At 53.8% G+C, this 25,129-nt stretch carries 17 protein-coding genes; 15 read left to right on the forward strand and 2 right to left on the reverse strand.

The features are described from left to right. Positions 1-8: 8 nt before the first annotated feature. Entirely contained in the window at positions 9-2,528 is a 2,520-nt protein-coding gene (gene mrcB, locus ACX1CU_RS19340) for a bifunctional glycosyl transferase/transpeptidase (protein ID WP_459399850.1), read from the reverse strand. A gap of 944 nt (positions 2,529-3,472) precedes the next feature. Here mrcB and ACX1CU_RS19345 point away from each other — a divergent pair. The 15 genes from ACX1CU_RS19345 to ACX1CU_RS19415 all read left to right on the forward strand — a co-directional run bounded on the left by ACX1CU_RS19345 (position 3,473) and on the right by ACX1CU_RS19415 (position 22,587). Then, a complete protein-coding gene (locus ACX1CU_RS19345) occupies positions 3,473-5,827 on the forward strand; it encodes a type VI secretion system Vgr family protein (RefSeq protein ID WP_459399851.1) in 2,355 nt (784 codons plus the stop codon). A gap of 17 nt (positions 5,828-5,844) precedes the next feature. Continuing rightward, positions 5,845-6,174, forward strand: coding sequence for a hypothetical protein (locus tag ACX1CU_RS19350; protein WP_459399852.1), 330 nt, complete (start codon positions 5,845-5,847; stop codon positions 6,172-6,174). 95 nt (positions 6,175-6,269) lie between these two features. Then, a complete protein-coding gene (locus ACX1CU_RS19355) occupies positions 6,270-8,810 on the forward strand; it encodes a DUF2169 family type VI secretion system accessory protein (protein WP_459399853.1) in 2,541 nt (846 codons plus the stop codon). Further along, complete coding sequence (locus ACX1CU_RS19360; protein ID WP_459399854.1) at positions 8,807-9,877, forward strand: pentapeptide repeat-containing protein; 1,071 nt, start codon at positions 8,807-8,809, stop codon at positions 9,875-9,877. The genes ACX1CU_RS19355 and ACX1CU_RS19360 overlap by 4 nt, the downstream gene beginning before the upstream one ends. A gap of 11 nt (positions 9,878-9,888) precedes the next feature. Continuing rightward, the gene (locus tag ACX1CU_RS19365; RefSeq protein WP_459399855.1) at positions 9,889-10,497 is read left to right on the forward strand and encodes a DUF3540 domain-containing protein; all 609 of its coding nucleotides are present in this window, start codon (positions 9,889-9,891) and stop codon (positions 10,495-10,497) included. Positions 10,498-10,501: 4 nt separating this feature from the next. Beyond that, complete coding sequence (locus ACX1CU_RS19370; protein WP_459399856.1) at positions 10,502-10,894, forward strand: DUF4150 domain-containing protein; 393 nt, start codon at positions 10,502-10,504, stop codon at positions 10,892-10,894. Positions 10,895-10,944: 50 nt separating this feature from the next. After that, the gene (locus ACX1CU_RS19375) at positions 10,945-11,448 is read left to right on the forward strand and encodes a type VI secretion system accessory protein TagV (protein ID WP_459399857.1); all 504 of its coding nucleotides are present in this window, start codon (positions 10,945-10,947) and stop codon (positions 11,446-11,448) included. A gap of 28 nt (positions 11,449-11,476) precedes the next feature. Further along, a complete protein-coding gene (gene tssJ, locus ACX1CU_RS19380) occupies positions 11,477-12,007 on the forward strand; it encodes a type VI secretion system lipoprotein TssJ (RefSeq protein WP_459402861.1) in 531 nt (176 codons plus the stop codon). A 3-nt stretch (positions 12,008-12,010) separates the two neighbouring features. After that, positions 12,011-13,222 carry a DotU family type VI secretion system protein gene (locus ACX1CU_RS19385; RefSeq protein ID WP_459399858.1) on the forward strand — a complete coding sequence of 404 codons (1,212 nt, stop codon included), beginning with the start codon at positions 12,011-12,013 and terminating at the stop codon, positions 13,220-13,222. Beyond that, positions 13,222-16,860: a type VI secretion system membrane subunit TssM gene (gene tssM / locus ACX1CU_RS19390; protein ID WP_459399859.1), complete on the forward strand. Its 3,639-nt coding sequence runs from the start codon at positions 13,222-13,224 to the stop codon at positions 16,858-16,860. Before ACX1CU_RS19385 ends, tssM begins: the two co-directional genes overlap by 1 nt. A gap of 17 nt (positions 16,861-16,877) precedes the next feature. Continuing rightward, a complete protein-coding gene (gene tagF / locus ACX1CU_RS19395) occupies positions 16,878-17,597 on the forward strand; it encodes a type VI secretion system-associated protein TagF (protein ID WP_459402862.1) in 720 nt (239 codons plus the stop codon). Positions 17,598-17,687: 90 nt separating this feature from the next. After that, positions 17,688-19,325 (forward strand): type VI secretion system-associated FHA domain protein TagH, encoded by a 1,638-nt coding sequence (gene tagH, locus ACX1CU_RS19400; protein WP_459399860.1) that lies wholly within the window; start codon positions 17,688-17,690, stop codon positions 19,323-19,325. Beyond that, positions 19,322-20,104, forward strand: coding sequence for a PP2C family protein-serine/threonine phosphatase (locus ACX1CU_RS19405; RefSeq protein ID WP_459399861.1), 783 nt, complete (start codon positions 19,322-19,324; stop codon positions 20,102-20,104). The genes tagH and ACX1CU_RS19405 overlap by 4 nt, the downstream gene beginning before the upstream one ends. A 24-nt stretch (positions 20,105-20,128) precedes the next feature. Beyond that, positions 20,129-21,097, forward strand: coding sequence for a type VI secretion system-associated protein (locus ACX1CU_RS19410; protein ID WP_459399862.1), 969 nt, complete (start codon positions 20,129-20,131; stop codon positions 21,095-21,097). 80 nt (positions 21,098-21,177) lie between these two features. Then, on the forward strand, positions 21,178-22,587 hold the full coding sequence (locus ACX1CU_RS19415; RefSeq protein ID WP_459399863.1) for a serine/threonine protein kinase: 1,410 nt from the start codon (positions 21,178-21,180) through the stop codon (positions 22,585-22,587). A gap of 56 nt (positions 22,588-22,643) precedes the next feature. Here the strand turns inward: ACX1CU_RS19415 and hrpB are convergent, their stop codons facing one another. After that, a complete protein-coding gene (gene hrpB, locus ACX1CU_RS19420) occupies positions 22,644-25,079 on the reverse strand; it encodes an ATP-dependent helicase HrpB (RefSeq protein ID WP_459399864.1) in 2,436 nt (811 codons plus the stop codon). Positions 25,080-25,129: the final 50 nt, after the last annotated feature.

The raw sequence follows: 25,129 nt of genomic DNA on the forward strand, positions 1-25,129 counted from the left end.
CAGCTTAACTACTGGCCAAACATATCCTTAATCCAGCCAGCAACGCCATTAGCATCTTTCTGTTCACCTGACGGCTGCTGCTGTTGCTGTTGCTGTTGCTGCTGTTGTTCAGCCACCTGGCTAGCCTGGCATAACCGCTGAGGATCTTCAGTCCAAACCGGAATGGTGCGTGAACTGCCGCCGCCACAGATAAAGTTACCGGCAGAATCGATCCCCATCTGGCTGATCCCTTCTGGCTGTTGCAGCATCAGCGGCAACGGCGTCTGGTTTTCCAGATAACGGCGATACAGGGTCAAGGCACCGTTAGCGCCGGTCAGCTTGGCCGGGCCGTTGTTGTCACGCCCGACCCAGGCAATCGCCACTTCTTTGCCATCGATACCGGCAAACCAGCTGTCACGCAGATCGTTGGTGGTACCAGTTTTTGCGGCCAAATTGTAGTTCGGGAATTTCACCGACAGCGAACGGGATGTCCCGCGCGCCACGCCCTGCTGCATCGCATACAGCGTCAGATACGCTGCCTGGGCAGGCACCATGCGTTCCGCCTGCGGGAAGCTCTGATACAGCACCGAACCGTCTTCCGCGATCACCGAGCGCACCGCTGACAGCGGCGCACGGTTACCACCGCTGGCGATGGTCTGATATTCCTGCGCCACTTCCATCGGCGTCAGGCCGATCGCCCCCAACAACATAGAAGGTAACGGAGTAATCGCCGTTTTGGGGATACCCAGGTGCTGCAAGGTGGCGCTGACCTGATTCAACCCAACCGACATCCCCAGATTCACCGTGGGTACGTTGAGCGAGTTCGCCAACGCATCCACCAGCATCACCCGACCACGGAACTGGCGATCGTAGTTGTTCGGCTGCCACAGGCTGCCGTTCGGCAGTTTGATCGACAACGGCTGATCCGCCAGCCAGGTATTGAGGCGATATTTATCCGGCTCTGACAACGCCGCCAGATAGGTTGGCGGCTTAGCCAGCGACCCCACCAGACGGCGGGCCTGAAGCGCCCGGTTAAAACCGGCAAACTGCGGGTCAGCCCCGCCCACCATGGCACGAACTTCGCCGGTAAAGCGATCGACGATCACCATCGCCGCTTCCAAGTCGTTAAGGTGGCGCGCGGCACGCAGCGCGGGAATCCCATCCTCCACGGCCTTTTCAGCCGCATCTTGTGAAACCGGGTCCTGCGTGGTGAAAATCTTCACGCCGGAAAGATCGTTAACCTTGTCGCCCAGCTTGTTCTGCAGTTCCTGACGCACCAGTTGCATAAACGCTGGCTGCGGTGAAATCACCCCACCCTTCGGCTGCACGCCCAGCGGGCGCGCACTCAGCATGTTATACAGCTCAGCGTCGATCATTCCCTGGTTTTGCAACAGCTTGAGCACCACATTGCGGCGCTCCAGAGCAAACTGCGGGTTGCGCCACGGATTATACAGCGACGCCCCTTTCACCATGCCCACTAGCAGCGCCTGCTGATCCAGGCTCAGTTCATCTACTGGGCGGCCGAAGTAATACAGGCTGGCCAATGGGAAACCACGGATCTGATCGCTACCGCTCTGGCCGAGATACACCTCGTTCAGGTACAGCTCCAGAATGCGGTCTTTGCTGTAACGGTAATCCATCAGCAACGCCATATAGGCTTCATTGAGCTTACGCGCCAATGAACGTTCGTTGGTCAGGAACAGGTTCTTCACCAACTGCTGGGTCAGGGTACTCCCCCCCTGCACCGCGCGCCCGGCGGTCAGGTTGGCCACCACCGCACGGCCGATAGAATAAGGGCTGACGCCATCATGTTCGTAGAAACGGCGATCTTCGGTCGCCAGCAGCGTATCCACCAGCAGATCGGGGAAACCCGCACGCGGAACGAACAGCCGCTGTTCGCCATTCGGCGACTGCAACATGGTGATCAGGCGGGGATCGAGGCGGAAAAAGCCAAAACTGCGCTGGTTTTCCATGTTAACGATTTTTGCCAAACCGTTATTCTGGAAATCAAGCCGTGCGTGGATCTGGCCTTCTTTACCATCCGGGAAATCGAACGGACGGCGCAGCATCTCAATACTATTGCCCTGCACGGTGAATTCGCCCGGGCGCGTCATCCGACTCACCTGGCGATATTGCATCCCTTCCAGCAGGCTGATCATCTCCTTTTTGCTGTAGGGCATGCCGGGTTCCAGGTTGACCATGCGGCCATACACCGCCGCCGGTAACTGCCAGACCTTGCCATCGATACGGCTGCGGATCTGGGAATCCAGATAAATACCGTAGATCGCCAGCAGCACGGCAACCACCAGGAACAGTTTGATCAGCAGGCCAAGCCAGCGGCGTTTTTTGCGTGGAGGACGCGCTTTTACCTTACGTGGCATGCGTTCCTCTTCGTCATCATATTCATCATCGTCATACTCATCCTGATACTCGTCGTCTTCGTAATCATCATAATCGTCATCGCGACGACGGTGCGCCGGTTTGCGCGGCACGTTACGTTTTGGTTGTTTTCCTTTGCGCCCGATAGGCTCACGGTCATCCCCAGCCATTGCTGTCGCTCTCCACGCTTACGGCCCTGGTAGCCGATATTGGTCGCTTAATCTGTTCTTACGCCTCTAGGCTGAACAGAAGAAACATCTGAATTGTTTTAGCGGTGCTTTTTAGTGCGCCTGGTGGGCGCCGCGTTGGCCAGCTCAGCCAACCAACCCTGCCAGGCATTATTTAATTAAAATCAATGCTATATGTCATTTATTCGATACACACATTGATACGCTTCCCACCTCGCACAAGAGTGACAGAATAGCACTAAACCCTAGCCTGCTTAACAGGGATTTTACTACCGACCCACGCGGCTAAAGTCACAATCACATTGTGAATCAATAAAATACATTTTATACCGCCTACCGTCGCAAAGCAGGTGAATACCCACCATAGAGGGTATTACCCATCATTCTCATTTCTACAAACATAATCAGCTAGCCATTAGGCTGGTTAGGAATAATCCCAAAATCAGGCAAGATGGAAATATTAGCGATGAAAATAGATATGACTCAAGGAATTTTATATTTAACTCTGGCAAGGTAAAAATGAAAATTAATAACGCCAGTTTAATAGTTCCAGAAAATGCTTTGGTAGTCATAAATCCTTATAAGGTATTTGACATAGATAAATAGAAGGATTTTAATAATGTAACATTAACAGCATGGATTAATTTACCAGCATGACTTTAACCCAGAAAAACCCGAGCCAAGAGATGATTTCATAATGCTATCATTCATGATTTTTAATTATTAAAAACAATAAAAACCCGTAATACATCAGTTTTTTTATGCATAATTTACATTTTTTAAAAGCAGAGTATCTGCAAACAAATCGTTTGACGTGAGTTTTTAAAATCAGGCCATGATGTTGATTTGTAATTGTTTTTATCTAGTACTGAATTTGTCATCACAGATTCTGTGCGGTAGCCATGCCTAAAGGATAAGGATATTCAATGAACAGAGTCATCTTGGCACATACTCCATTAGCTGATGATACCTTGTTATTTAAGTCACTCATTGGAAATGAAAAAATATCCGAACTCTATTCATTTGAAATCGAACTCTTAAGTGTCAATAGCAGTATTAATCTTAGAGATTTATTAGGAAAAACCCTAACCATAGAATTACGTTCAAACTCATCTTCCACCCGCTACTTAAATGGCTATATCACTCGTATGACGCTCGTCGGTAGAGAGTCTGGCGGTGATCGCTATTATGTTTACCGTGCAACTGTTCAACCAGGCTTATGGTATTTGACACAAAACAGGGATTTCCGCATTTGGCAGGAAAAGTCTATTCCTGAAATTATTTCCAGTATCCTTGCCAACTATCAAATCCAACTAGAGAACAAACTCACCAGCCGCTATCGCCAGTGGGGCTATTGCGTCCAGTATCAGGAGAGTGACTTCAACTTCATTAGTCGGCTAATGGAACACGAAGGGATTTATTACTACTTCCGTCACGACATGGGCAGCCATACGATGGTGCTTGCAGACGCGCCGCAGTCGCACCAAAAACTGGAAGGTTATGAAATTATTCCCTACCAACTGACAGATACCGGGGTAAGTACCACTCTCAATGGTATCCAAAGTTGGAGTGTTTCCGATGCCATCACCCCAAGCCTGTATAGCCTGGATGATTATGATTTCCGTAAACCTCGTGCCTCTCTGCTAGAAACCCGCCAAAACCCAACCTCTTTTGCTGGTGATAAAGCAGAAGTGTTCGACTGGCCAGGGCATTTTACCGATCACGACCATGGCCAATTCTACGCACGCGTTCGCCAGCAGGAATTTGAAGCCCAACACGAAAGAATGACTGGCACGGGTTCGACTCTGGGTATTGCTCCCGGCTATACCTTTACCCTTTCCAACGCCCCACGGGTTGAAGATCAGCGCGAATACCTGACGATTGAGGCTCACTATTTCCTGACCGAAAGCAGTTATTCCAGCGACGATGTGAGCAGCGCTGAGCACCGTACCGAATTTACCGTCGTACCTAGCAATGTAAATTGGCGCCCTGCCCGAATCACTCCGTGGCCAAAAACGCATGGCCCCCAAACCGCAGAGGTTGTTGGGCCAGAAGGCCAACCTATCTGGACGGATAAATATGGCCGCGTGAAATTAAAATTCCGCTGGGATCGGCATGGCAGAGGTGACGAGAGCGGTGCCTGTTGGGTACGTGTTTCCAGTTCCTGGGCTGGCTGGAAATATGGTGGCGTACAAATTCCCCGTGTTGGTGAAGAAGTCGTGGTGGATTTCATCAACGGCGATCCTGACCGCCCGCTGATCACCGGCCGCGTCTATAACGAAGACAGCATGCCACCTTGGGATCTCCCGAACGACGCCACCAAAATGGGCTTTATGTCACGTAGCACCAATGGCAGCGCAGACAATGCCAGCTATTTATTCTTTGAAGATGCCCCAGGCCGTGAATCCCTTGATATGCACGCCGAAGACAAAATGAATATCTCCGTCGAGGGCGATCAAAATATTACCATTGATGGCACCAGAACGACGTATATCGGTGGGCAACAGTTCGATACCGTTATGGGTGATGCGGTTTTTGCCTATAATTCCAAACGTGATATCACCGTTAAAGAACTCGAGAAAAACACCTTTAATAATAAGCAGCAGGTTGAGATCGCCAGTGGCCGAGAGTTCACCATCAAAAGCGGTGGGGACATTGTTAACATTACGGATGATATTACCAGAACGTTTAATGGAAATATTACAGAGAATACCATAGGGAATGTTAACCAGACGACCAAAGGAGATGTTACTCAGACAACCAACGGTGATATAACCCAAACAACAACTGGAAATATCACCCGAACCATAACTGGAGATATCAAACAGGTAACAACCGGTGACATAGCTGAAACCACCACTGGCAATATAACGGAAACAGTTACCGGCAATATGACCAATACCGTTACTGGTAATATTTCTTACAATGTTACCGGCAGTTGGGTAACAGAGGTTTCAGGCGATGTATTTATTCATACACCTGGACTAATCACACTAAAAAGCGACTCTAAGGTTTTTATTGATTCCCCAGAGTTTGAGCATAATGATGTGAAGAAGACGAGCTTTGTACAGGATATGGTATCTGTTGAACTCGCCGCAGCGTCATTCAAAGGTCTTGATATTTCCATCATTGATTTTTCTTTAGATTTAAAAGGAACCGCATATTCTAACGTGGCTTTTGATTTAGCAACTGCTGAGGGAAGAACTGAATTTATTTTAACGGTAGATTATACCGTTACAGGGATTAAGAACTTTTTCTCAGGGCTATTTTCCGTATCTTAATTATATTAGGAGGGGGCATGTCAAATTACATTGTCATTTCATTACTTGTAATAGCAGCATTTTTATTTATAGGGCGACTTTTTTATAAAGATAGTAAGATAGAAAAAAATGGTATAATAACCACTGCTGAAATCATTGAAAATAGATACATAAGCTCCAATCAAACAGGTGGCTCGAAAATTTTCTTTATACTTTCGTATACCGACGAAACGACACATAAGCCACAGATAATAAAAAAAACAGAGATCATACCTAGTTTTTACTCTGGGCAACTACAGAAAGGGATGAAGATAAAAATAAAATACTTAAAAGAAAACCCCAATGAAATGACTTTTATATTTAAATAACAGAGGTTTTTAATTAACCCCCTATGAAAAATATTAATGAGCACTTGGGGAAAGAAAAACTCTAATTTATCGGTACACACGGACGTATAAAAACAATGAAAGTCATCAAACCACTACGGCTAAGTATCCTGAACCGCCCCTACAGATGGCAGGAAAAAAACTATCTCGGCGTTTCCGTGCTGGCATTAGCCGATATGGGGAGTACCCCGCGTCTGCGTCCTGAACCCGAACTGTGGCAGCTTGCCGAAAAGGAGCTGCAAACCAGCGGCGGCATTGTCGATCTTGCGATCCCCAAAGCCTGTGCCGAGTTCCTTGCCACGGGTTATGCCTATACCCATCATCAGGCGGAAAAAACCGCCTGTGCGGTGAAGATCCAACTGGAGCAACGCGAAAAAACGCTGGTTGCATTTGGTGAACGCCACTGGATTAACAATACCCCTTCTTCACCTCTCCCTTTTCAACAGATGCGTCTGGACTGGAGCCGTGCATTCGGTGGGCCGGAACACCCCGAAAATCCCCATGGGATCGGAGCAAGCCCAGAACCATTTGAAAACTCGCAGATTCATCGTCTGCCAAATGTCGAACCTTTGCACCACCGCCTTACCTCACCGCACCAGCAACCAGAGCCAGCGGGCTTTAGTTCGTTGGATCTGACGTGGCCACGCCGTTTTTCCCGTATTGGCAAAAAGTATGATGCCCACTGGTTACAACATGAGTTCCCTGGCTTCGCGCGTGATATCGACTGGCGCTTATTTAATGCCGCACCGCAGGATCAGTGGTGGGAAAATCTCGATGCGCTTCCGCCCGAAGCACCATGGCACATCTGGAATATGCATCCGGAAAAACCGCTGCAAGAAGGCCGCCTCCCGGCGTGGCGCTCCCGCTGTTTTATCAATCGATTACGGGGTGACGAAGAGATATTTGAGGAAATTGCCCTGCGTAATACCACGGTATGGTTTTTCCCACATCTTGAACAGATGCTGCTGATCTGGCATGGCAGCGCCCGGATCAATGAAGACGATGCCGCCGACGTTTTACAGCTCATGCCCGCGCTGGAGCAGAGCGGTTCACCGCGCTCAATCAACCATTACCGCAAGGTGCTGCGCCAACGTCTGGACAAAGAGAAAGGGGCTCTATTTTCGTTCCGTGAAAAAGATCTGATCCCCGAAAACGCCATTGGCCCTTGGCTGGATACCGAACTACCGACAAATGACGGCCCAATGCGCGGCAATATGCAAAACCGTGTACAACGCCTACGTGAGGAGCATGGCGAGCGCCTGGCACAACGAGGGCAGGATATTCATGCGGTTATCCCCACTTTTGAAGCTACAAAGCTGTCTGCTTTGACCGATATCCCGGAATTCGTCGAAAAGATAGAGCAGCAAGTCGAAAAGATACGCGAAGAAGCCAAGGCCAAAGCCCGAGCACATGGGGTCGATCTTGATAACCCCCCCGCACAGGCCAACACACCCAAGGGCCCGGAAAGTCTGCACCGCATGCTGGATATGTTGCACAACAATGAGCACGGGATGTCAGATAAAAAACTGGCACAAACTGAACATTCACTGCACCAAATGTACCTGATGTCGGTGCAGGCGCAGAGCCCGGCCCCAAAATTGAAAGGTGATATCGCCCAGATTATCCGCAACCGCGCGCAGCTAACGATGAGCCGTGGGGGAGACTTCAGCGGGCTGGACTTCACCGGTGCCGATCTCTCTGGCCTGGACCTGCGCGGTGCAGATTTCTCCAAGGCTCTGCTGGAAAGTGCCAACCTCAGCCACTGCCAGTTGGATGGTGCCAACTTCAGTAACGCCATGCTGGCACGGGCAGATATCACCCATGCCTCCCTGTGCGAGGTGATTTTGAACAATGCCAGCCTGTCGCTGGCGCAATGTCGTGATAGCAACTTCACCGGTGCCAGTCTAAAGAACGTACAGCTACAGCAAACGCTGCTGGAAAACTGCATCTTTGATAACGCCACGCTCGGGGAGTTGATGCTGTATCAGACCTATCTCTCCCGCTGTCGTTTCCATCAGGCCCGGATTGAAAACACCCTTTTTCTGGAACTGACCGCGCCCGCGCTGGATTTCTCACATGCCCATCTGATCAAGGTGGCTTTTATCAAATGCACTCTGGAACAGGCTGCCTTCGACCATGCCACACTGGGCAGTTGCTCCTGGATCGACACCTCGGCAACAGGCAGTCGTTTTCAGGGAGCCAAGCTTCTGACCTGCGCCTTCGCTGCGCAGACCATCCTCACCGGCGCGGATTTCCGTGATGCGACGCTAACCCAGTGCAATCTGCGCCTTATGCCATTGAGCGGAGCCTCTTTCCATAAGGCAAAACTGGATAACAGCGATCTGAGTGAGGCCAACTGCCAACAGGCTGATATGAGCAAAATGAATGCCATCGGTAGCCTGTTTATACGCACGGATTTTCGTGGCGCCACACTGACCGACAGCAATTTAATGGGCGCACTGATGCAAAAGTGCAATTTCAGCGGTGCAGATTTGCGTGGGGCCAACCTGTTTCGCACGGACATGTCGCAGTCAACCATCGATGCCACCAGCCAGATTGATGGCGCTTACACCCAGCGCACCAAAACGCTGCCAAAGCGTGACAAGGAGCTGATATGAAAACGCTGACGCCCAGGGAACTACAACAAAAAATCAAACAGGGTGAACCGGTACAGAACGTTTCCGTTGCCGGTCAATCGTTGGCAGGGCTGGATCTCTCTGGTGGGATCATCAGCGAAGCGGATTTCAGTGGCGCGGATTTCAGCGGCGCCAATCTGCATGAAACGGTATTCAATGAATGCCAACTGACCGCCGCCAAATTCGTGCAAGCCAGGTTAAAACAGACGGTATTTAATCAGTGCGAGATGACTAACAGCCAGTTTAATCAAACCGCCCTGAGTGACAGCACGTTCAACCAATGTCCGCTGGATAACGCCAACTTCAGCCATAGCCAGCATGATAAAACGCAGTTTATGCAGGGATCGTTACAGGCCGCCAGCTTCAGCCATGCCCATTTGGATCGCGTCACCTTCTACCAGTCGGCGCTAACGCAGGCAAAACTGGATAATATCAACAGCATCTTGACCACCTTTTTCCGTCTTGATCTGCGCGAAACCGATTTCAGTGCCAGCCAGTTTGATCGAGCGGCGTTCTTTGAATGCGATCAACGCGGCAAAAACTATCAGCACCAGCATTTTCGTGGCTGTCAGTTCACTGATAACCAATTGGATGACGCTGATTTTTCCCATTGCCAGCTTATCCAGTGCAATTTCAAAGGCGCTTCACTGCAACGCGCGCGGCTTCAGGGCATCAACGCCAGCCAGGCCCTGTTTCTTAGCGCTAATCTGGCAGAAGCGCAGTGCCAACACAGCCTGTTCGATCAGGCCATTTTTGTCTCGGCCTGCCTGGATCGCGCGGATTTCTCCCATTGCCGACTCTTTCAAACGGTATTACAGCAGGTTCGCGCAGAGAGTACGTCCTTCAGTAGCAGCGATCTGACCTATGCCGATTTCTCTTACGCTGACCTCAGGGCCGCAGATTTTCGTCATGCCCATTTTATGCGCAGCCGTTTTCATCGCGCTCACCAAATGGGCTCTCACTTTTCCGGTCGCCATGGAATTCTGGAGAGTGATCCAGAATTGCTGCACGCAGAAACCTGGAGCGCCCAGCGCCAGAGCCGAATCTAATAAGGAATACCATGACCAGTGCAATTACCCCCTACACGCTTCCCGTAACGCCGCCGCAACAAGCCGCCGGACAAGTCGTTAACCTGCTCAGCGACGGTACGCTGATGGTTGAAAGCGAGGGCCGCGGCTGGCACTGCCACCGGGCCGCCAGTTGTCTGCTGACTCCGGAGTTCGGCGATCGTGTCCTGATCGCCAGCGCGGATGGGCAGCTATGGCTTCTGGCCGTCTTGGCGCGGGCAGAAAGCCAGCAGCCCGCCGTGCTCAGCGTAGAAGGCGATTTACAGATTGCCCCCCTGGGCAATCTCAGTCTGGATAGCCAGGCATTGAACATCACGGCAAAAACCAGTGATTGCCATATTGAGGCGATGAATTACAGCGGTGAGTCGCTCACCGCCTGGCTCAGCCTGTCTCGCATCGTGGGCAGGCAGTGTGAGTCCGTCTGGCAAGCCGTAACCCAAATCAGCCACCGACTCTTGCGCAGAACCACACAGATGGAGCAGGTTCGCGCGGGCCAATTGGATATGCAGGCCGAGGATTACCTGCGCATGCACGCGCAGAACACCATTATTACCTCCAAGGCCATGACTAAAATCGATTCAGAACAGATCCATATGGGGTAACACCATGTTTGCCAATTGCCAATTACAGGGCCTCGACCTGGCATTTCCCGACGTTTGCGTGACACCTGCACCAGCACCGACTCCTGTCCCTTATCCAGACATAGCCACGGGGCAAACTGCTATCCCTAATGCTTTCAACATTCTGTTTATGGGGGTGCCAGCCCATAACATGGCCACGGTTATCCCCCTCACCAATGGGGATAACGTTGGCATTGGGACGGGCGTGGCGTCTGGAACGGTCATGGGACAATCACGCCACACTACCGGTGCGTTTACCGTGTTAGTGAAAGGAACACCAGCAACGCGTTTAACCAGTCTCAGCCTGCAAAATTCAACCAATATGGCCGGCATGCGCACCATACCCAGCCAGTTCAAAGTGTTGCTGCTTGCACCCTAACCCTTAACTGAGTGAGTTATTGCAACTCCAAAAGAGACCAAGAGGCACTTGTGAAAATACGGATTTCGCTACTACTGCTTTCGCTGTTGCTCGCTGCTTGTGCTGAACGCACAGAGCCTGCGATCGCTGCCGATGCTTTGGTCAGCCATCAGGTGGATGGCGTGACATTGACACACCGCGCCACAATTTCCCCACCAGCACAGTTCAAACCGATCAATAAAAAGTATCGCAGCCTGTACAGCGCCAGCCTGATGAGCGAGCCGAGATACAACGGCCAAGTGCTCGGCAGGCTGAAGAATGCCACTCCTTTCTTCGCCTTAGGCGAAGTAGAAAATAAATGGTTGGCCGTCTCGCAGGAACCTGGAGGGGAACTGATGGGTTATATCCAGGGCAATGCCGGGGTTGCTGAAAGCCAATACCGGGCGGAGGTCCGTAAAGATCGCCCTCGTACCCACCATGCCGGTGCCACAAAGGGTGCTGAAAACTGCGTGACCCTGGGTAAGAACAGCAAAGCCTGTCAGGACGCCAAGTCAGCCACTTGGATCCTTGAATAATCTACCGTTGATGATGAGAGGCATCATGATCCAATCACAATCCATCCAGCGCTATTGGCCTCTGCTGCTGTTGATTTTCACCGTATCTCTGCTCAGCGGCTGTATGTCATCCGCGAAAAACGTGCCAGCACGCTACAGCCTGATGTTTGATGCCGATCCGCAGATCAACGCGGGCGGCGGCCAATCTTCGGCCCCGGTCAAAGTCCGCGTGTTGCTGCTACGCTCCGATGCTGAATTTATGGAAACCGACTTCTTTACCCTGCAAGGCGATGTGAAAAGCGTACTCGGCAATAGCCTGATTGAAAGCGATCAATTCTTCCTGGCTCCAGGGCAAAAAGGCAAAACCCTGGCAGGGCAAAGCACGCTGGATGCCCGTTATATCGGCATTATTGCTGAATACCGGGAGCTGGACGGTAAAACCTGGCGTCTTTCATTACCACTGCCCAAACCCACCGAAACCAACTTCTACAAGATATGGCAATTATCCCCTGATGAACTGACCGCTCATATCGTGGTTACGGCCAGCGGCCTGCAAGCCCCCCATGGTCAGGATCGGTAATTTATGACTCAAGCAACCCAATGGGATAACCCACTGATCCTCACCGCTAACCCACTGCTGAACGCGATTTTGCAGATCCGCCAGTCGGCAACCCATGCCGATCCGGCGCAGCTGCGCCAGCAGTTGATAGATGAAGTACGCCACTTCGAGGTACGCGCCAAAAGGGAAAACCTGACCTATGAAGTGATCATCGGGGCTCGCTATTGCCTGTGTACGGCGCTGGATGAAGCGGCCGCCTTAACGCCTTGGGGCAGTAACAGCGTCTGGTCCGGCAGTGGCCTGTTGGTGACCTTCCATAATGAAACCTGGGGCGGCGAAAAGTTTTTCCAACTGCTGGCCAAGCTTTCGCAGAACCCACGTGAACATATTCAACTGCTGGAACTGATCAACTACTGCCTGCTGCTGGGTTTTGAAGGCCGTTATCGGGTGATCGAAAACGGCCGCTCCCAGTTAGAAACCATCAAACAGCGCCTGTTACAGATGATACGTTCGGTGCGGGGCAGTTATGCCACCGCACTCTCGCCCAATGCGCGGGATCTCCCTGTATTGCAAAAACACTGGCGTCCCTTGGTGCCACTCTGGGCCTGCGCCGCGCTGACGGGGTTTATTGCCTCATTGCTCTTTATTGTTCTCAACTGGCGTCTGGGTGAAACGACCTCTCCCGTGCTGGCCTCCATTTATCAGGCCAATCTGCCGCAAATGACCATCAGCAATCCGGCACCCACGCCGCCACCGATGCTGGATCTGAAAGGTTTTCTGCATCAGGAGATTGCCGAAGGTTTGGTCGCGGTGCGTGATGAGGCGCAACAAAGCGTGGTGATCCTCAAAGGCGATGGGCTATTTGACTCTGCGGCGACCACGGTACGTACGGAATATATTCCGGTCATCGATCGGATCGCCAGCGCCATGAATGGCGTCAGCGGCAAAATCCTGGTAACGGGATACAGCGATAACCTACCTATCCGCAGTCCCCGCTTCGCCTCTAACTGGGAGCTTTCGCTGGCGCGTGCCGCGTCCGTCACCGCACAACTGCAAAAACACCTGGATGATCCACTGCGGGTCAAAACGGAAGGCCGCGGCGAGAGCAATCCGGTCGCGGAAAATAACAGCGAAGAGCACCGGGCCTTAAACCGCCGGGTCGAAATTACCCTGTTGGTTGCACCAGGAAACACACAGGCAGAACTCAACCGATCGCAGCAAGGGAACGGACAGTAATGTTCAGAACGTTATTCTCCATTATCACCAGTCGCCTGCTCTGGGGGGCGATAGGCATTACCGCATTGGCATTTATTATCTGGGTGATAGGCCCACTGCTCGCCATCGGCGACTATCGGCCCCTCGAGCCAGAATTGAACCGGCAGATCGCTATCGGCATTATTTATCTGCTCTGGGCTTTGTTACGCATCATTCCGCGTATTTACAGTATCTGGTTCAACAGCAAGCTACTGAGCAACCTACGGGCTAGCCAGGAAATCCCCAAGGGGCAGGCCAAAGCCCAGCCTCAGCAGGATCCCCTGCTGTCCCAGCGGTTTGATGAAGCGGTGCAACTGTTAAAAAAAGCCCGCTTCGCCCCAGGGCAAGGGGGCAAGCACCCTTGGCTGAACCGCTTTAATCACCAGTATCTTTATCAACTGCCCTGGTATGTCATCATCGGGGCTCCCGGTGCCGGGAAGACCACCGCGCTGAGCAACTCAGGGCTGCACTTCCCATTAGCGGAAAGCTTTGGCCAATCCGCCCTGCGCGGCGTCGGTGGCACACGTAACTGCGACTGGTGGTTTACCAATGAGGCGATTTTGCTGGATACCGCCGGGCGCTACACCACGCAGGAAAGCCAGCGTCTAGAGGACGCCGAAGAGTGGAAAAGCTTCGTCGAACTGTTAAAAAAATACCGCGCCCGTCAGCCTATCAACGGAGTGATCATCACCATTAGCGTGGCCGATTTGCTGAGCGAAAGCAGTGAAGCGCTCGCCAAGCAGGCCGATGCCCTACGCAAAAGGCTGATCGAACTGCATCAGCAGTTAGGTATTCGCTTTCCGGTGTATGTGATGGTCACCAAAACCGATTTACTGAACGGTTTCATGGCTTATTTCAGCCAGTTCGATAAAGCACAGCGCGAGCAAATCTGGGGATTTACCTTCCCTTACGAACAGTCTCGCCAGGCTGATTTTGACCTCAATCAGGCTTTCGAATCACAATATACCCTGTTACAGCAACGGCTGAACGCGGCCCTGCCAGAGACCATTTTACTCGAGCACGATGTTCGGCAACGCGCCGGATGTTACCTGTTCCCGCAGGAATTTGCGGCTTTGCGCCCCTTGCTGCACCAATATCTGGAACGGGTTTTCACCCGCTCCAACTTTGAAAGCTGTTTCACTCCCCGTGGCATCTATTTCACCAGTGGCACCCAGGAAGGCTTGCCCTTTGACCGTGTAATGGGCGAATTGAATCGCTATTTACAACTGTCCACCGCTCCATCAGCAGAAACGGCGCACTCCCACTGGAACAGCCTCAGTCATGAAGCGCCGATCCCCGCGGCCAAAGGCCAAAGCTTTTTCCTAAAGGATATGCTGGAAACGGTGATCTTTCAGGAGGCGGGCCTGGCGGGGAGCAACCGCTGGTGGGAATACCGTAACCGTGCCTTGCACTGGGCTGGTTATTTTTCTCTGTTGGGCCTGCTGGTCATTCTGGCAAGCGGCTGGTTTATCAGCTATGGCAATAACAAAGAGTACCTGACAGAAATAACGGCTAAAGTGCCGCAGTTGGAGCACCAAGGGCAAGGGCTGACTCAGCTGGATTTTGGCGATATGTTGCCCCTGATCCCGTTCCTTGACGGCATTCTGAATTTACCCGAAAGACAGCATTTTTCACTGCAAGATCCCCCCCTCTCTTACCGTATGGGATTGTACCGGGGCGAGCAGCTCAGCTATGCCAGCAATGCGCTCTACCAAAAGGCGCTGAAAGAGCTGCTGCTGCCACAGGTAGCGCAGCAGATTATCCTCACGCTGCGCCAGGACAATCACAGCGATGCAGATTTCAGCTATGAAGCGTTAAAAGCGTATCAAATGCTCTATCTGCCAAAGCAATATGATGGGAAGTTTCTGCGTGCCTGGGTGATGCTTAACCTGCGGCGCCATCTGCAGCAGGGCGTCACGCAACAACAGTTAGAGCGGTTGGAATGGCATTTAGCCCAATTGCTTGACGATCAAATCCAGTCCTCGCCTTATGCCAAAGATGAATCGCTCGTGGCACAGGCGCAATCTCTCCTCGGACGTTCGTCTCTCCCCCAGCGGGTCTATAGCCGTTTGAAGCGTTTACTGTTGCAGCAAACCGAGATCAAGCCGGTCAGCCTGGTGGATTTAGCCGGGCCACAGGCAGAGCTGGCTTTTACGCGCAAAAGTGGCAAACCGGTGACCGAAAGCATACCTGGGCTTTTTACCTCGCAAGGTTACTGGAAAGCGTTTGATAACAACATCAGCCAGGTCACGGAAACGCTGCGTCAGGAAGATAGCTGGGTGCTGAATGCCCGCACGGCGTCGGAACAAAAAAGTGCCGACCTGACAAAAACGGTACGCCAACTCTATATGCAGGACTTTATCGCCGTTTGGGATGCGCTGCTGGCGGATATACAGCTGGCGAATATCAGTGAGCTAAGCCAGCGCATCAGCAGCGCGCGTTTACTTTCTGGCAACCCTTCCCCTATGCGCAACCTGTTGGTGAACCTAAGGCAATACCTCACCCTGCGTGACGAGCAGAGTGACGCCGATCGGCGCTCGTTGCTGGGGAAAGCCGAAGACAAAATAAATCAGGGGGCCAATCACACGCTGGAGACGCTCTTTGCCACGCGCCCGGTCAACGCTGATGGGGATGTCTCTGCACAGCCGGAACAGGTAGTCATGGCACACTTTGCGCCTTTGCTGGAGCTGGCACAGAGTCAGGGAGAAGACGATAAAACCATCCCATTTGATGCCGTACTCAAGCAGGTTGATGACCTCTACAATTACCTGACAGCGGTTCAGGGCGCGGCCAACAGCGGTATGACCGTCCCCCCCAGCGATATTATTCCACGTTTACAGGCAGAGTCCGGCCGCTTACCTATTCCATTCAAACAAATGCTGTTGTCGCTGGCTATTGGTGCCAGCAGCGATACCCAAAGCAAAGAGATGGAGAATATCAAAAAGCGCATCAGCGTTGAGGTCGGCAGCTTTTGCCGCCAGGCGATTGCGGGCCGTTATCCGCTTAACCCTCGATCGCAGCAGGATGTGACGCCGGACGATTTGGCGCGGATGTTTGCCCCCAATAGCGGCCTGATGGACAGTTTTTTTCGTGACAACCTACAAGGGAAAGTCGATACCACCCGCCCTATCTGGCGTTTTACGCCGGGCGTCGATGGCAAAACCCTGCCTGGAGGAGAGGGCATTCTGCCCTCATTCCAGCAGGCCCAACGCATTCGGGACGCCTTCTTTGCCAACGGCACTGCGGTGCCCTCTTACCGGGTCACCATACGGCCAGTGCGCATGGATAACGCGATCCTGAACCTGACGCTGGACATCGACGGCCAGTTGTTCAAGTACAGTCACGGCCCGCAAGTCCCGCTGGTGGTGAGTTGGCCGGGCACCCGCAATACCAATCAGGTGCACTTGCAATTGTCCTTGGCGAACGGCACCACCGCCAGCATGGTGACCACCGGGCCATGGGCGCTTAATCGCCTGGTCGATCGGGCAAAATCGTCTGATAACGGCAGTACGCTGGGCCGACAGGCGACCTTTAATCTGGATGGGCAAAGTGTGACGTTGGAGTTTACCCCCAACAGCATTCGCAATCCTTTCCAGCTACCTGCATTTTCCTGCCCGTAGCCCGAGAGGTGATGATGATGGTTCACAACCCAAACCTAACCACGCAGATTGGCTGGTATGGCAAAGTGCCTGCTGAGGGGGATTTTCTTCAGCGCCGTCTGCCCAAGGTGGTCGTTAACCGCTGGGCCGATTGGTTTCACAGCGGCTTACTGAATCTGCAACAGGAGTGGCCTGGCAACGGAACACATACCTTCAACCAGGCTCCGGTCTGGAACTTTGTCATACCCGCCCCGCTGGGCAATCAGTATGTACAAATGGGCTGTGTGCTCCCCGCCCGTGACCGCGTTGGCCGTTACTACCCCGTTTGTGCGATGCGCCTGTGGAACCTGAATGACTGGCACCAGCGACAGTTGCATACCGCTGCCCAGTGGTATCACCAACTCGGCCAGACGCTCTTGCATGGCGTACGTAACGGTTGCTCCGCCGCGCAAATTGATCAGGCGCTGCTCACCCTGCCAGAGTTGCCGATTCCCGCCGCGACAGGGGAGTCAGAGATTCTCTCAATTATCGGTTTGCCACATCAGCCAGAGAACAGACCGGTGTGGCAACAGGCCGCTGATGGCTTTGAGCCCACGCAATACATCAGCTTTTGGTGGCCCCATCAAGCCGATGTTCGCCCATTATCGCCCCATGCACACAGTGGCAATTTCACCGTGCAGCTGTTCTCGTTACTGTTTAATCCCGAGGGTTGTTCAAGCGCTGGCCGTGGCGGCCAGTACCCACAACTATTTGATTAAATTAATTTTTAAAGGTAATCCCGTTGCCGTCTACCAGAAACTATAGCCTCACGTATTTCGGGTATGCGCCTTAATCAGCAGGAATGACTTATGCGATTTGCTATTGTAAAAAACAAAAATGGTCAGGTCCCCCCACAAAGCAGCTGTGACTTCCTGCCGCCAGGCGGAACCATAGGCCGCAGCGTGGATAATAATCTGGTGTTGCCAGATGAAGAGCGAGCCATATCTCGCCTACAGGCCATCGTAAATATTTCCGTTGATGGTGGATGCCGGATTACCAACCGTGGCAATGTCACCAACGTACAGCTCAATAATATTCCGCTAGAACGTGGCCGCCAGGTTGAATTACAGGACGGCGATATTCTGGGTATTGATGATTATCAGATTCAGGTCAGCAGCCTACAGCCAGCGTCTGTACCGGCCCCCACCATGGCCAACAGCGTCAATATTGAGCCGGTGGTTATACCCAACACGGTGTCGGTGCCCAATGAAATCTGGGATAGCCTGATACAGGAATTCCCCCCAGGAGAGATCTCCCAAACACCGGCCAGTTACCACGATAATCACCATCCGTTACTGGCGGAACCCCACGTCGAACTGAACCCTAACGACCCACTGGAACAGCTGACCGGCAATATCGACCTACAGCATTTACAAACCAGGCCGATCGACCCGGCCACGTTATTCAACTCTGATACCCCCTTTGACCAAATGCATATTCTGGCTGATACCACGCCAAGTACCTTGCTGGCAGAGAGCCATATGCCTGAACCTGTTCCCTCAATGGAAAATCACGCCAGCGCGCAAGAGCTGGATCCCTTGGCTCTGTTTGGCACCTCATCCGCTCCAGCAGCCGTGTCAGATAGCCTAAACGGTGAGGATCCGCTCGGCCTGCAACTCAGCAGTGCCGTACCATCGGCAGCCCCCCCATTATCCCTCACGCCGGAAACACCGGTCCGGGCGGCCATTACCCAGCCCGAACCGCCAAAGGTTCAGCCCCAGACTGCACCGGCAAAACCGAGGAGCCGCCCAGGAAACCGCTTAGGGATCGATCCTATTGCCGACTCAATCGATCAACCGCCAAGCCTGCCCGCTTCTGACGGCGAAACGCTGGAAGGGCCATTACTGAGGGCCTTACTGCAAGGGCTCGGGCTGTATGACCTGCAACCCGCGCCCCACTTTGACGAACAGCAGCTACGCCAGGTGGGGCGCTTGTTGAGCCTGTTTTCACAGGGGACGGTGGCGTTACTCTCTTCCCGCTCGATCCTCAAGCGTGGCGTCAAAGCAGAAATGACCATGATCCTCGATGAAGCCAACAACCCCTTCAAGCTGTTGCCCTCAGGCAAAACCGTGCTGATGCAAATGTTTGGCAGCAAAATGCCGGGTTTTATCCCGCCAGAGCAATCAGTGCGTGATGCGCTGATCGACTTACAGGCTCATCAACTCGGCATGATCGCCGGTATTCGCGCCATTATCGCCGCTATGTTGCAATCCTTTAATCCGGAACTTTTGGAAGAGGCAGCGCGCCAGGAGGGTACGGTACCTCGGTTGGCCTTACCTTCCAGCCGCAAGGCCGCGCTGTGGGATTACTTCGTTAAAAGCTACCGAAAAACCTCCGGTGAGCTTGAGGATGATTTCCATACGCTGTTTGGTGAAGCCTTCCTGCATGCCTATGCCGTAGAAGCCAACCAATACAAAGATTCACAGATCAAACCGGAGGCACCATGAATATCACCATCGCCTCTACCTCCAATCAGGGAGAACGCATGAGCAATCAGGATCAGATCGGCGAGGTGATCGGCAACCGCTCCGCTTGTTTTGTGGTCTGTGATGGCATTGCCGGTCTACCGGGGGGAGAGATTGCGGCCAAAGTGGCGCGAGACACCATCCTGCGCAATTTTGATGGCGAAAAGCACATGGATGCCCAAAGCATCCGCCAGTACATTTCGCAAGCCAATCAGGCCATTCAGCGGCAACAGCAGCAATCGGCACAGTACAGCAAGATGGGAACCACTCTGGTGAGCCTGTTTGTCGATCGTGACTACCAGCTTGCCTACTGGGCACACGCAGGCGATAGCCGCCTGTATCTGTTTCGCCGGGGCTATTTGCATGCCATCACTCGCGATCACAGCCTGGTGCAGCAAATGGCCGATGCTGGCTATCAAACCAGCGGGATCAACAGCAATCTCCTGTACTTCGCCTTAGGGCTCAATGAGGATCGCGATGCCAGCTATGGCGATGTGCTGCAACTGGAGGACGGTGACGTTTTCCTGCTGTGTACCGACGGTTTCTGGCACAACTTTACTCACAATGAGCTGGAACAGGCGCTGCATATGGTGAATTCACCCGGCGAATGGCTCTCTCTGCTGCAACAAGCCTGGGATAAAAATGGCCAGGGTGCCAGTTCTGATAACTACAGCGCGATTGCCGTTTGGATTGGCTCTCCGCAAGAAACCACCTTGTTGCACTCACTTGCCGATGCTGAACGTTTTCTTTCCCACAATTAATGCGAACTACGTCCAAGGCCGACTATGAAATATTGGATACCCAGGATACTTGCTCTGCTGATAGTCCCTGCTGCACAGGCGGCAAATTATCAGTTGGTACACTCCCCAAGCCTGAAACTTGAAGTTTTTATCGATAATGTCAAAAACAGCACCCCGGCAAGCTGGTGTGCCAAAAGCATCCCACTGCGCATTACTTCAGCGCAGAAAACCGATGCCCAGGTGCTGGCTGATTTCCTGCCGCGGGTGGGGACGCTAGTAGAAAAACAGTGCCCTAAGGTGGCACAACTCCCTTGGCTGCTGACCGACACACAGGGCAATGAGATCGCCTCGGGCAGCGCGAAAAAAAGCCAACACTGGCAGCCAATAATCCAGCCGCCCAAGGCAAAAAGCCCGTCTGGCCCCACGATTCCCGCCGCGGTTGCGGTGACGTCGCCTTTAGCCACGCAAGATACGATTTCATCTTTTGAACTGCCATCCGGCTGCCAGTTCCGTACCTTTTGGAACGGCGAGGCCGGTGACAGCACCCTATCGGTGCCCGGCACTGACAAGCTGCGTTGTGATAGCAGCGGCTTCCTGAACGGCCTTGGCACGATAGTTCTTCAGCAGGAAGGCATTCCACAAACCTACAACATCACCTTTTATCAAGGGTATCCGCTGCTCAAGATCGCCCCAGACGATCGCCCGCTGAATGTGGTCAGTGCCAATGCCCAACGCCTGATCCTGAGCGCCGCGGACAGTGCCCTGGTGCTGCCCTTTAACCCACAGCTACACGCCTGGGCATTTCAGGGAGAAGTGATTATTGAAATGCCGCGCGAGCAAGCGGCCACCCAGGCAGAAGTCGACCAGAAAGTCGCCTACGCCCGCGAGACCTGGCGGCCCTTGATCAACGCACAGGGAATGTCTCTCACGTTCCGTCTGGTGGAAACCCTGGCCGTTGAGCGCGCCGATCCTGCCAGCGGCAGTTATCTGTCCGTTAAGGACGATGCTCATTGATATTTCAATGCAGAACCACGGGGTTAACTGCCCATTTCAGGCATAACATCAGCCAGCCTTGATTACAGAGAATCGTTATTATGTCAGGACACGAAACAATAAAACCCAATTCAAACAGCTTGCCCATCGGTTATCGTTTCAATGAATTTGAGATCAAGGAAGTCATTGGTGAAGGTGGTTTTGGCATCGTGTATCGAGCCTACGATCACCAGCTAGAGCGCATTGTCGCCATCAAGGAGTACATCCCCTCGACGTTGGTTACACGCAATGAAGATCTCACGCTCAGCCTGCGCAGTGAGCGCTTTAGCCACACTTTTCAAGCCGGGCTGAACAGCTTTATTCAAGAAGCGCGCTTGCTCGCACGTTTTTCACATCCGGCCCTGCTCCACGTCCTGCGTTTCTGGGAGGCAAATGGCACCGCCTACATCGGGACACAGTTTTATACCGGAACCACGCTGAAAAAATTCAAGGCTCAGTATCCAGAGCAGATCAACGAAACCTGGATCCGCAATTTGCTGCCCAGCTTGCTCAGTGCAATCAACGCGATCCACCAGGAAGGTTATCTGCACTGCGATATCTCGCTGGACAATATCCAGATCCAGGAAAATCAGTTGCCGGTGTTGCTGGATTTCGGTTCTGCCCGCAAAGAGATCGGTAACCTGTCGGACCAAACCGAGATCATGCTCAAACCCGGCTTTGCCCCGATTGAGCAATACACTGAGAATAGCGATGGTGAGCAGGGGCCGTGGTCCGATATCTATGCCCTCGGCGCAGTTCTGCATACGCTGATCGTGGATGCACCTCCTCCCGTCAGCGTGGTGCGCAGCATCGAAGATCACTACCAACCGCTGACTGAGCGCCGTCCGAAAGGGTACTCGTTAGATCTGCTGGATGCGATCGATCGGGCATTGCTGTTAAAGCCCGAAGATCGGCCGCAAACCATTGGTGAAATGGCGGAGCGCTTGCACCTGTCGATCGCCAGCGAAAATGAAATCATCAGCACCCAAGCTGCCGCAGCCAGCCCGATGCCCGCAGCCAAAGTGCAAACAGCAGTTGCCGATCACCCTCCCCGCAGCAGCAAGCGCTTTCGCCCACTGATGGTCGGCGCAGCTGTGGTTGTCGTGTTACTCGCCGGGCTCATCCTCTGGTTGAGGAGTGAGCCATCCACGGCTCCCATAACGGTAGCAACCCCTACGCCAGCCACCCCCGTTGCAGAACCACAACCGCCAGCACCTACGGCGCCTGAACCTGCCGCACCGGCATCGACTGCCGTGGTGTATTTCAAACTGCAACCGGATGAACAACTTAGCATTAATGGCAAACAGCAGAAGGTTACGCCGAACGAAAACGGCCTCGTTTATCTGAAGCTGGCCGCTGGCCAGTACCAGGCAGAAGTTCGTACCGCGCAATATCAGTATCAGAAACAGTTCACTATTGACCAGGCAGGGACATGGCTAATTAACGCCAAAGATGGCGCTGCGGTGCATTAACAGAGACAGGCTGCCTGGGTTGATGGAGTTAACACTCGCCAAAAACCCAGGGCAATTCACTTTTTAGTCGGTGGGGTAGCCAAAGGATCAACAGGCCATGAGTGCTTGGGGTAACGCCCTTTCATCTCTTTTTGTACTTCGCGGTAGGCTCCTTGCCAGAAGGCCGCCAGATCGCCGGTGATCTGCAACGGCCGACGCGCAGGCGAGAGTAACTCCAGCACCACCGCGATGCGGCCTTCTGCCAGCATCGGGCTGCGCTGTTCACCAAACATCTCCTGTAAACGCACCGCCAGAGCCGGAGGATTGTCGGCATCATAACGGATCGGCAGGCGGCTGCCGGTCGGTACGGTGTAATGCGTGGGTAACGCCTGATCCAGCCGCTGTTTTTGCTGCCAGTTCAGCAGGCGGCCCAGCGCTTCGGCGATATTGACCTGCTTAAGCCCGCGCAGATCGCGCACACCACTCAGCGAAGGCAACAGCCAGGTTTCCAGCGTATCAAGCAAGGATTCATCATCCACCGCCGGCCATACCGCCTCTGGCAGCCAACGCTGTGCGCATTGCAGGCGCAGCCGCAACTGTTCGGCGGCAAGGCTCCAGTTCAGCACAGCCAAACCCTGCGCCCGCACCCAGTTAATCAGCGCCTGTTGCAACTCCTCATCGGCCGGTTTCGCCAAGGGTTGAGCACGCAGCGTTAAGCGGCCAATCTGCTGGCGCTTCCAGGCGCGCAACGAGCCTTTCTCCTCATCCCACTCCACCGCCGTCTGGCTGCTGACTATCGCGGGTAGCTGGGCCACCAGCGCGTCAATGTCGACCGGCAGCGCCAGCAGGATACGGGCATCCGGGCTGTTATGGCCCTGCAACAGGCTGGGGATAATCAGCCAGGGGGTTCTTGACAGCGCTTCGTCCTGATTCATCGCCGCCCCCATTCCATTGGCCAGCAGATAGCGACCATCCTGCCCGCGCCGCTGAGCAATACGATCGGCAAACGCCTGCGCTAACAGTGGGGCCGCCAGATCGGCATCAATCTGCCCCGCTTTTTGTGGTAAGCGCTTACTAAGTTGGGTAGCACGGCGTTGCCAATGCGGCTGCGGGCGGCTCAGCCAATAGCTAATGTCCATCTGCCCATTACGCGGCGGCTCTTCCAACAGCGCTGCCAGCATCGCCGCCGTCGCTAGACCATCGGCCCCCAAAGCCGCTCCGGCGCACAGCATGGCCGCCAAGCGTGGCTCACAGCCCAACCCGGCCATCTGACGGCCCTTGCTGGTTAACTTTTCAGCACCATCGATGGCACCGAGGGTTTGCAGCAAACGGCGTGCCGCCGCCAGCGCCACCGTGGGTGGCCGATCGAGCCAGGTCAGTTGTTCGGCATCCACGCAGCCCCACTGCAACAGTTCGAGCCAAAAGCTGGCGAGATCGCTTTGCAGTATCTCCGGTTGCGCGTGCTCCGCTGCACGTTCCGCCTGCTCTTTGGCAAACAGGTGCCAACAGATGCCCGGCTCCAAGCGCCCGGCACGCCCGGCGCGTTGGATCATCGACGCCTGGCTGATCCGCTGCGTCACCAGCCGAGTCAGACCGTTACGCACGTCATAACGCGCCACCCGCTCCAGGCCGCTGTCGACCACCAGCCGGATGCCTTCGATCGTCAGGCTGGTTTCAGCAATGTTGGTTGCCAGCACCACTTTACGCCGCCCAGCGACCGCTGGTTGGATCGCTTTTTGCTGCTGTGCCAGCGGCAATGCGCCGTACAACGGGCAGAGGTCGGTATCGGCTGCCACCTCACCGGTGAGCCGCTCCAGCACGCGGTTGATCTCCACGACGCCGGGCAGGAACAGCAGCAACGAACCGGGCTGTTCAGCCAACAAACGTTTCACCGCCGTGGCAACGCCATCTTCCAACCGCTGATGGCTGGCCAGCGGTTGATACTGACGTTCGACCGGGTAGCTGCGCCCTTCGGATACCACCACCGGTGCCTCCGGCAGCAGTTGGGATAGGCGCGCGTTATCCAGCGTTGCCGACATGATCAGCAATTTCAGATCGTCACGCAGCCCTTGCTGCACGTCGAGCAACAGTGCCAAAGCCAGATCGGCTTGCAGGCTGCGTTCATGGAATTCATCGAGAATAATCAGCGAAACACCTTGCAGCTCAGCATCCTGCTGCAACATGCGGGTGAGAATGCCCTCGGTCACCACTTCCAGCCGGGTATGCGGCCCGCTTTTACTCTCGGCACGCATGCGGAAACCCACGGTCTGGCCGGGTTCTTCGCCAAGCTGTTGTGCCAGGCGGTAAGCGACGTTTTTGGCCGCCAGCCGCCGTGGCTCCAGCATAATGATGCGCCCCGGCAGCCCGGCTTTAGCCAGGATCTGTAATGGCAGCCAGGTCGATTTACCTGCGCCGGTTGGGGCATGCAGTAGCACCTGCGGGGCGGATTGCAATGCAGCGAGCAACTCATCAAGAACCGCGCTGACGGGCAGTGAAGACACAAAACTCTCCATGGGGTAGTTAATGGACGGCGCACATTGTAGCATTACGCCCAGCGTTTCAT

This window comes from Serratia sp. D1N4, from assembly GCF_054552755.1.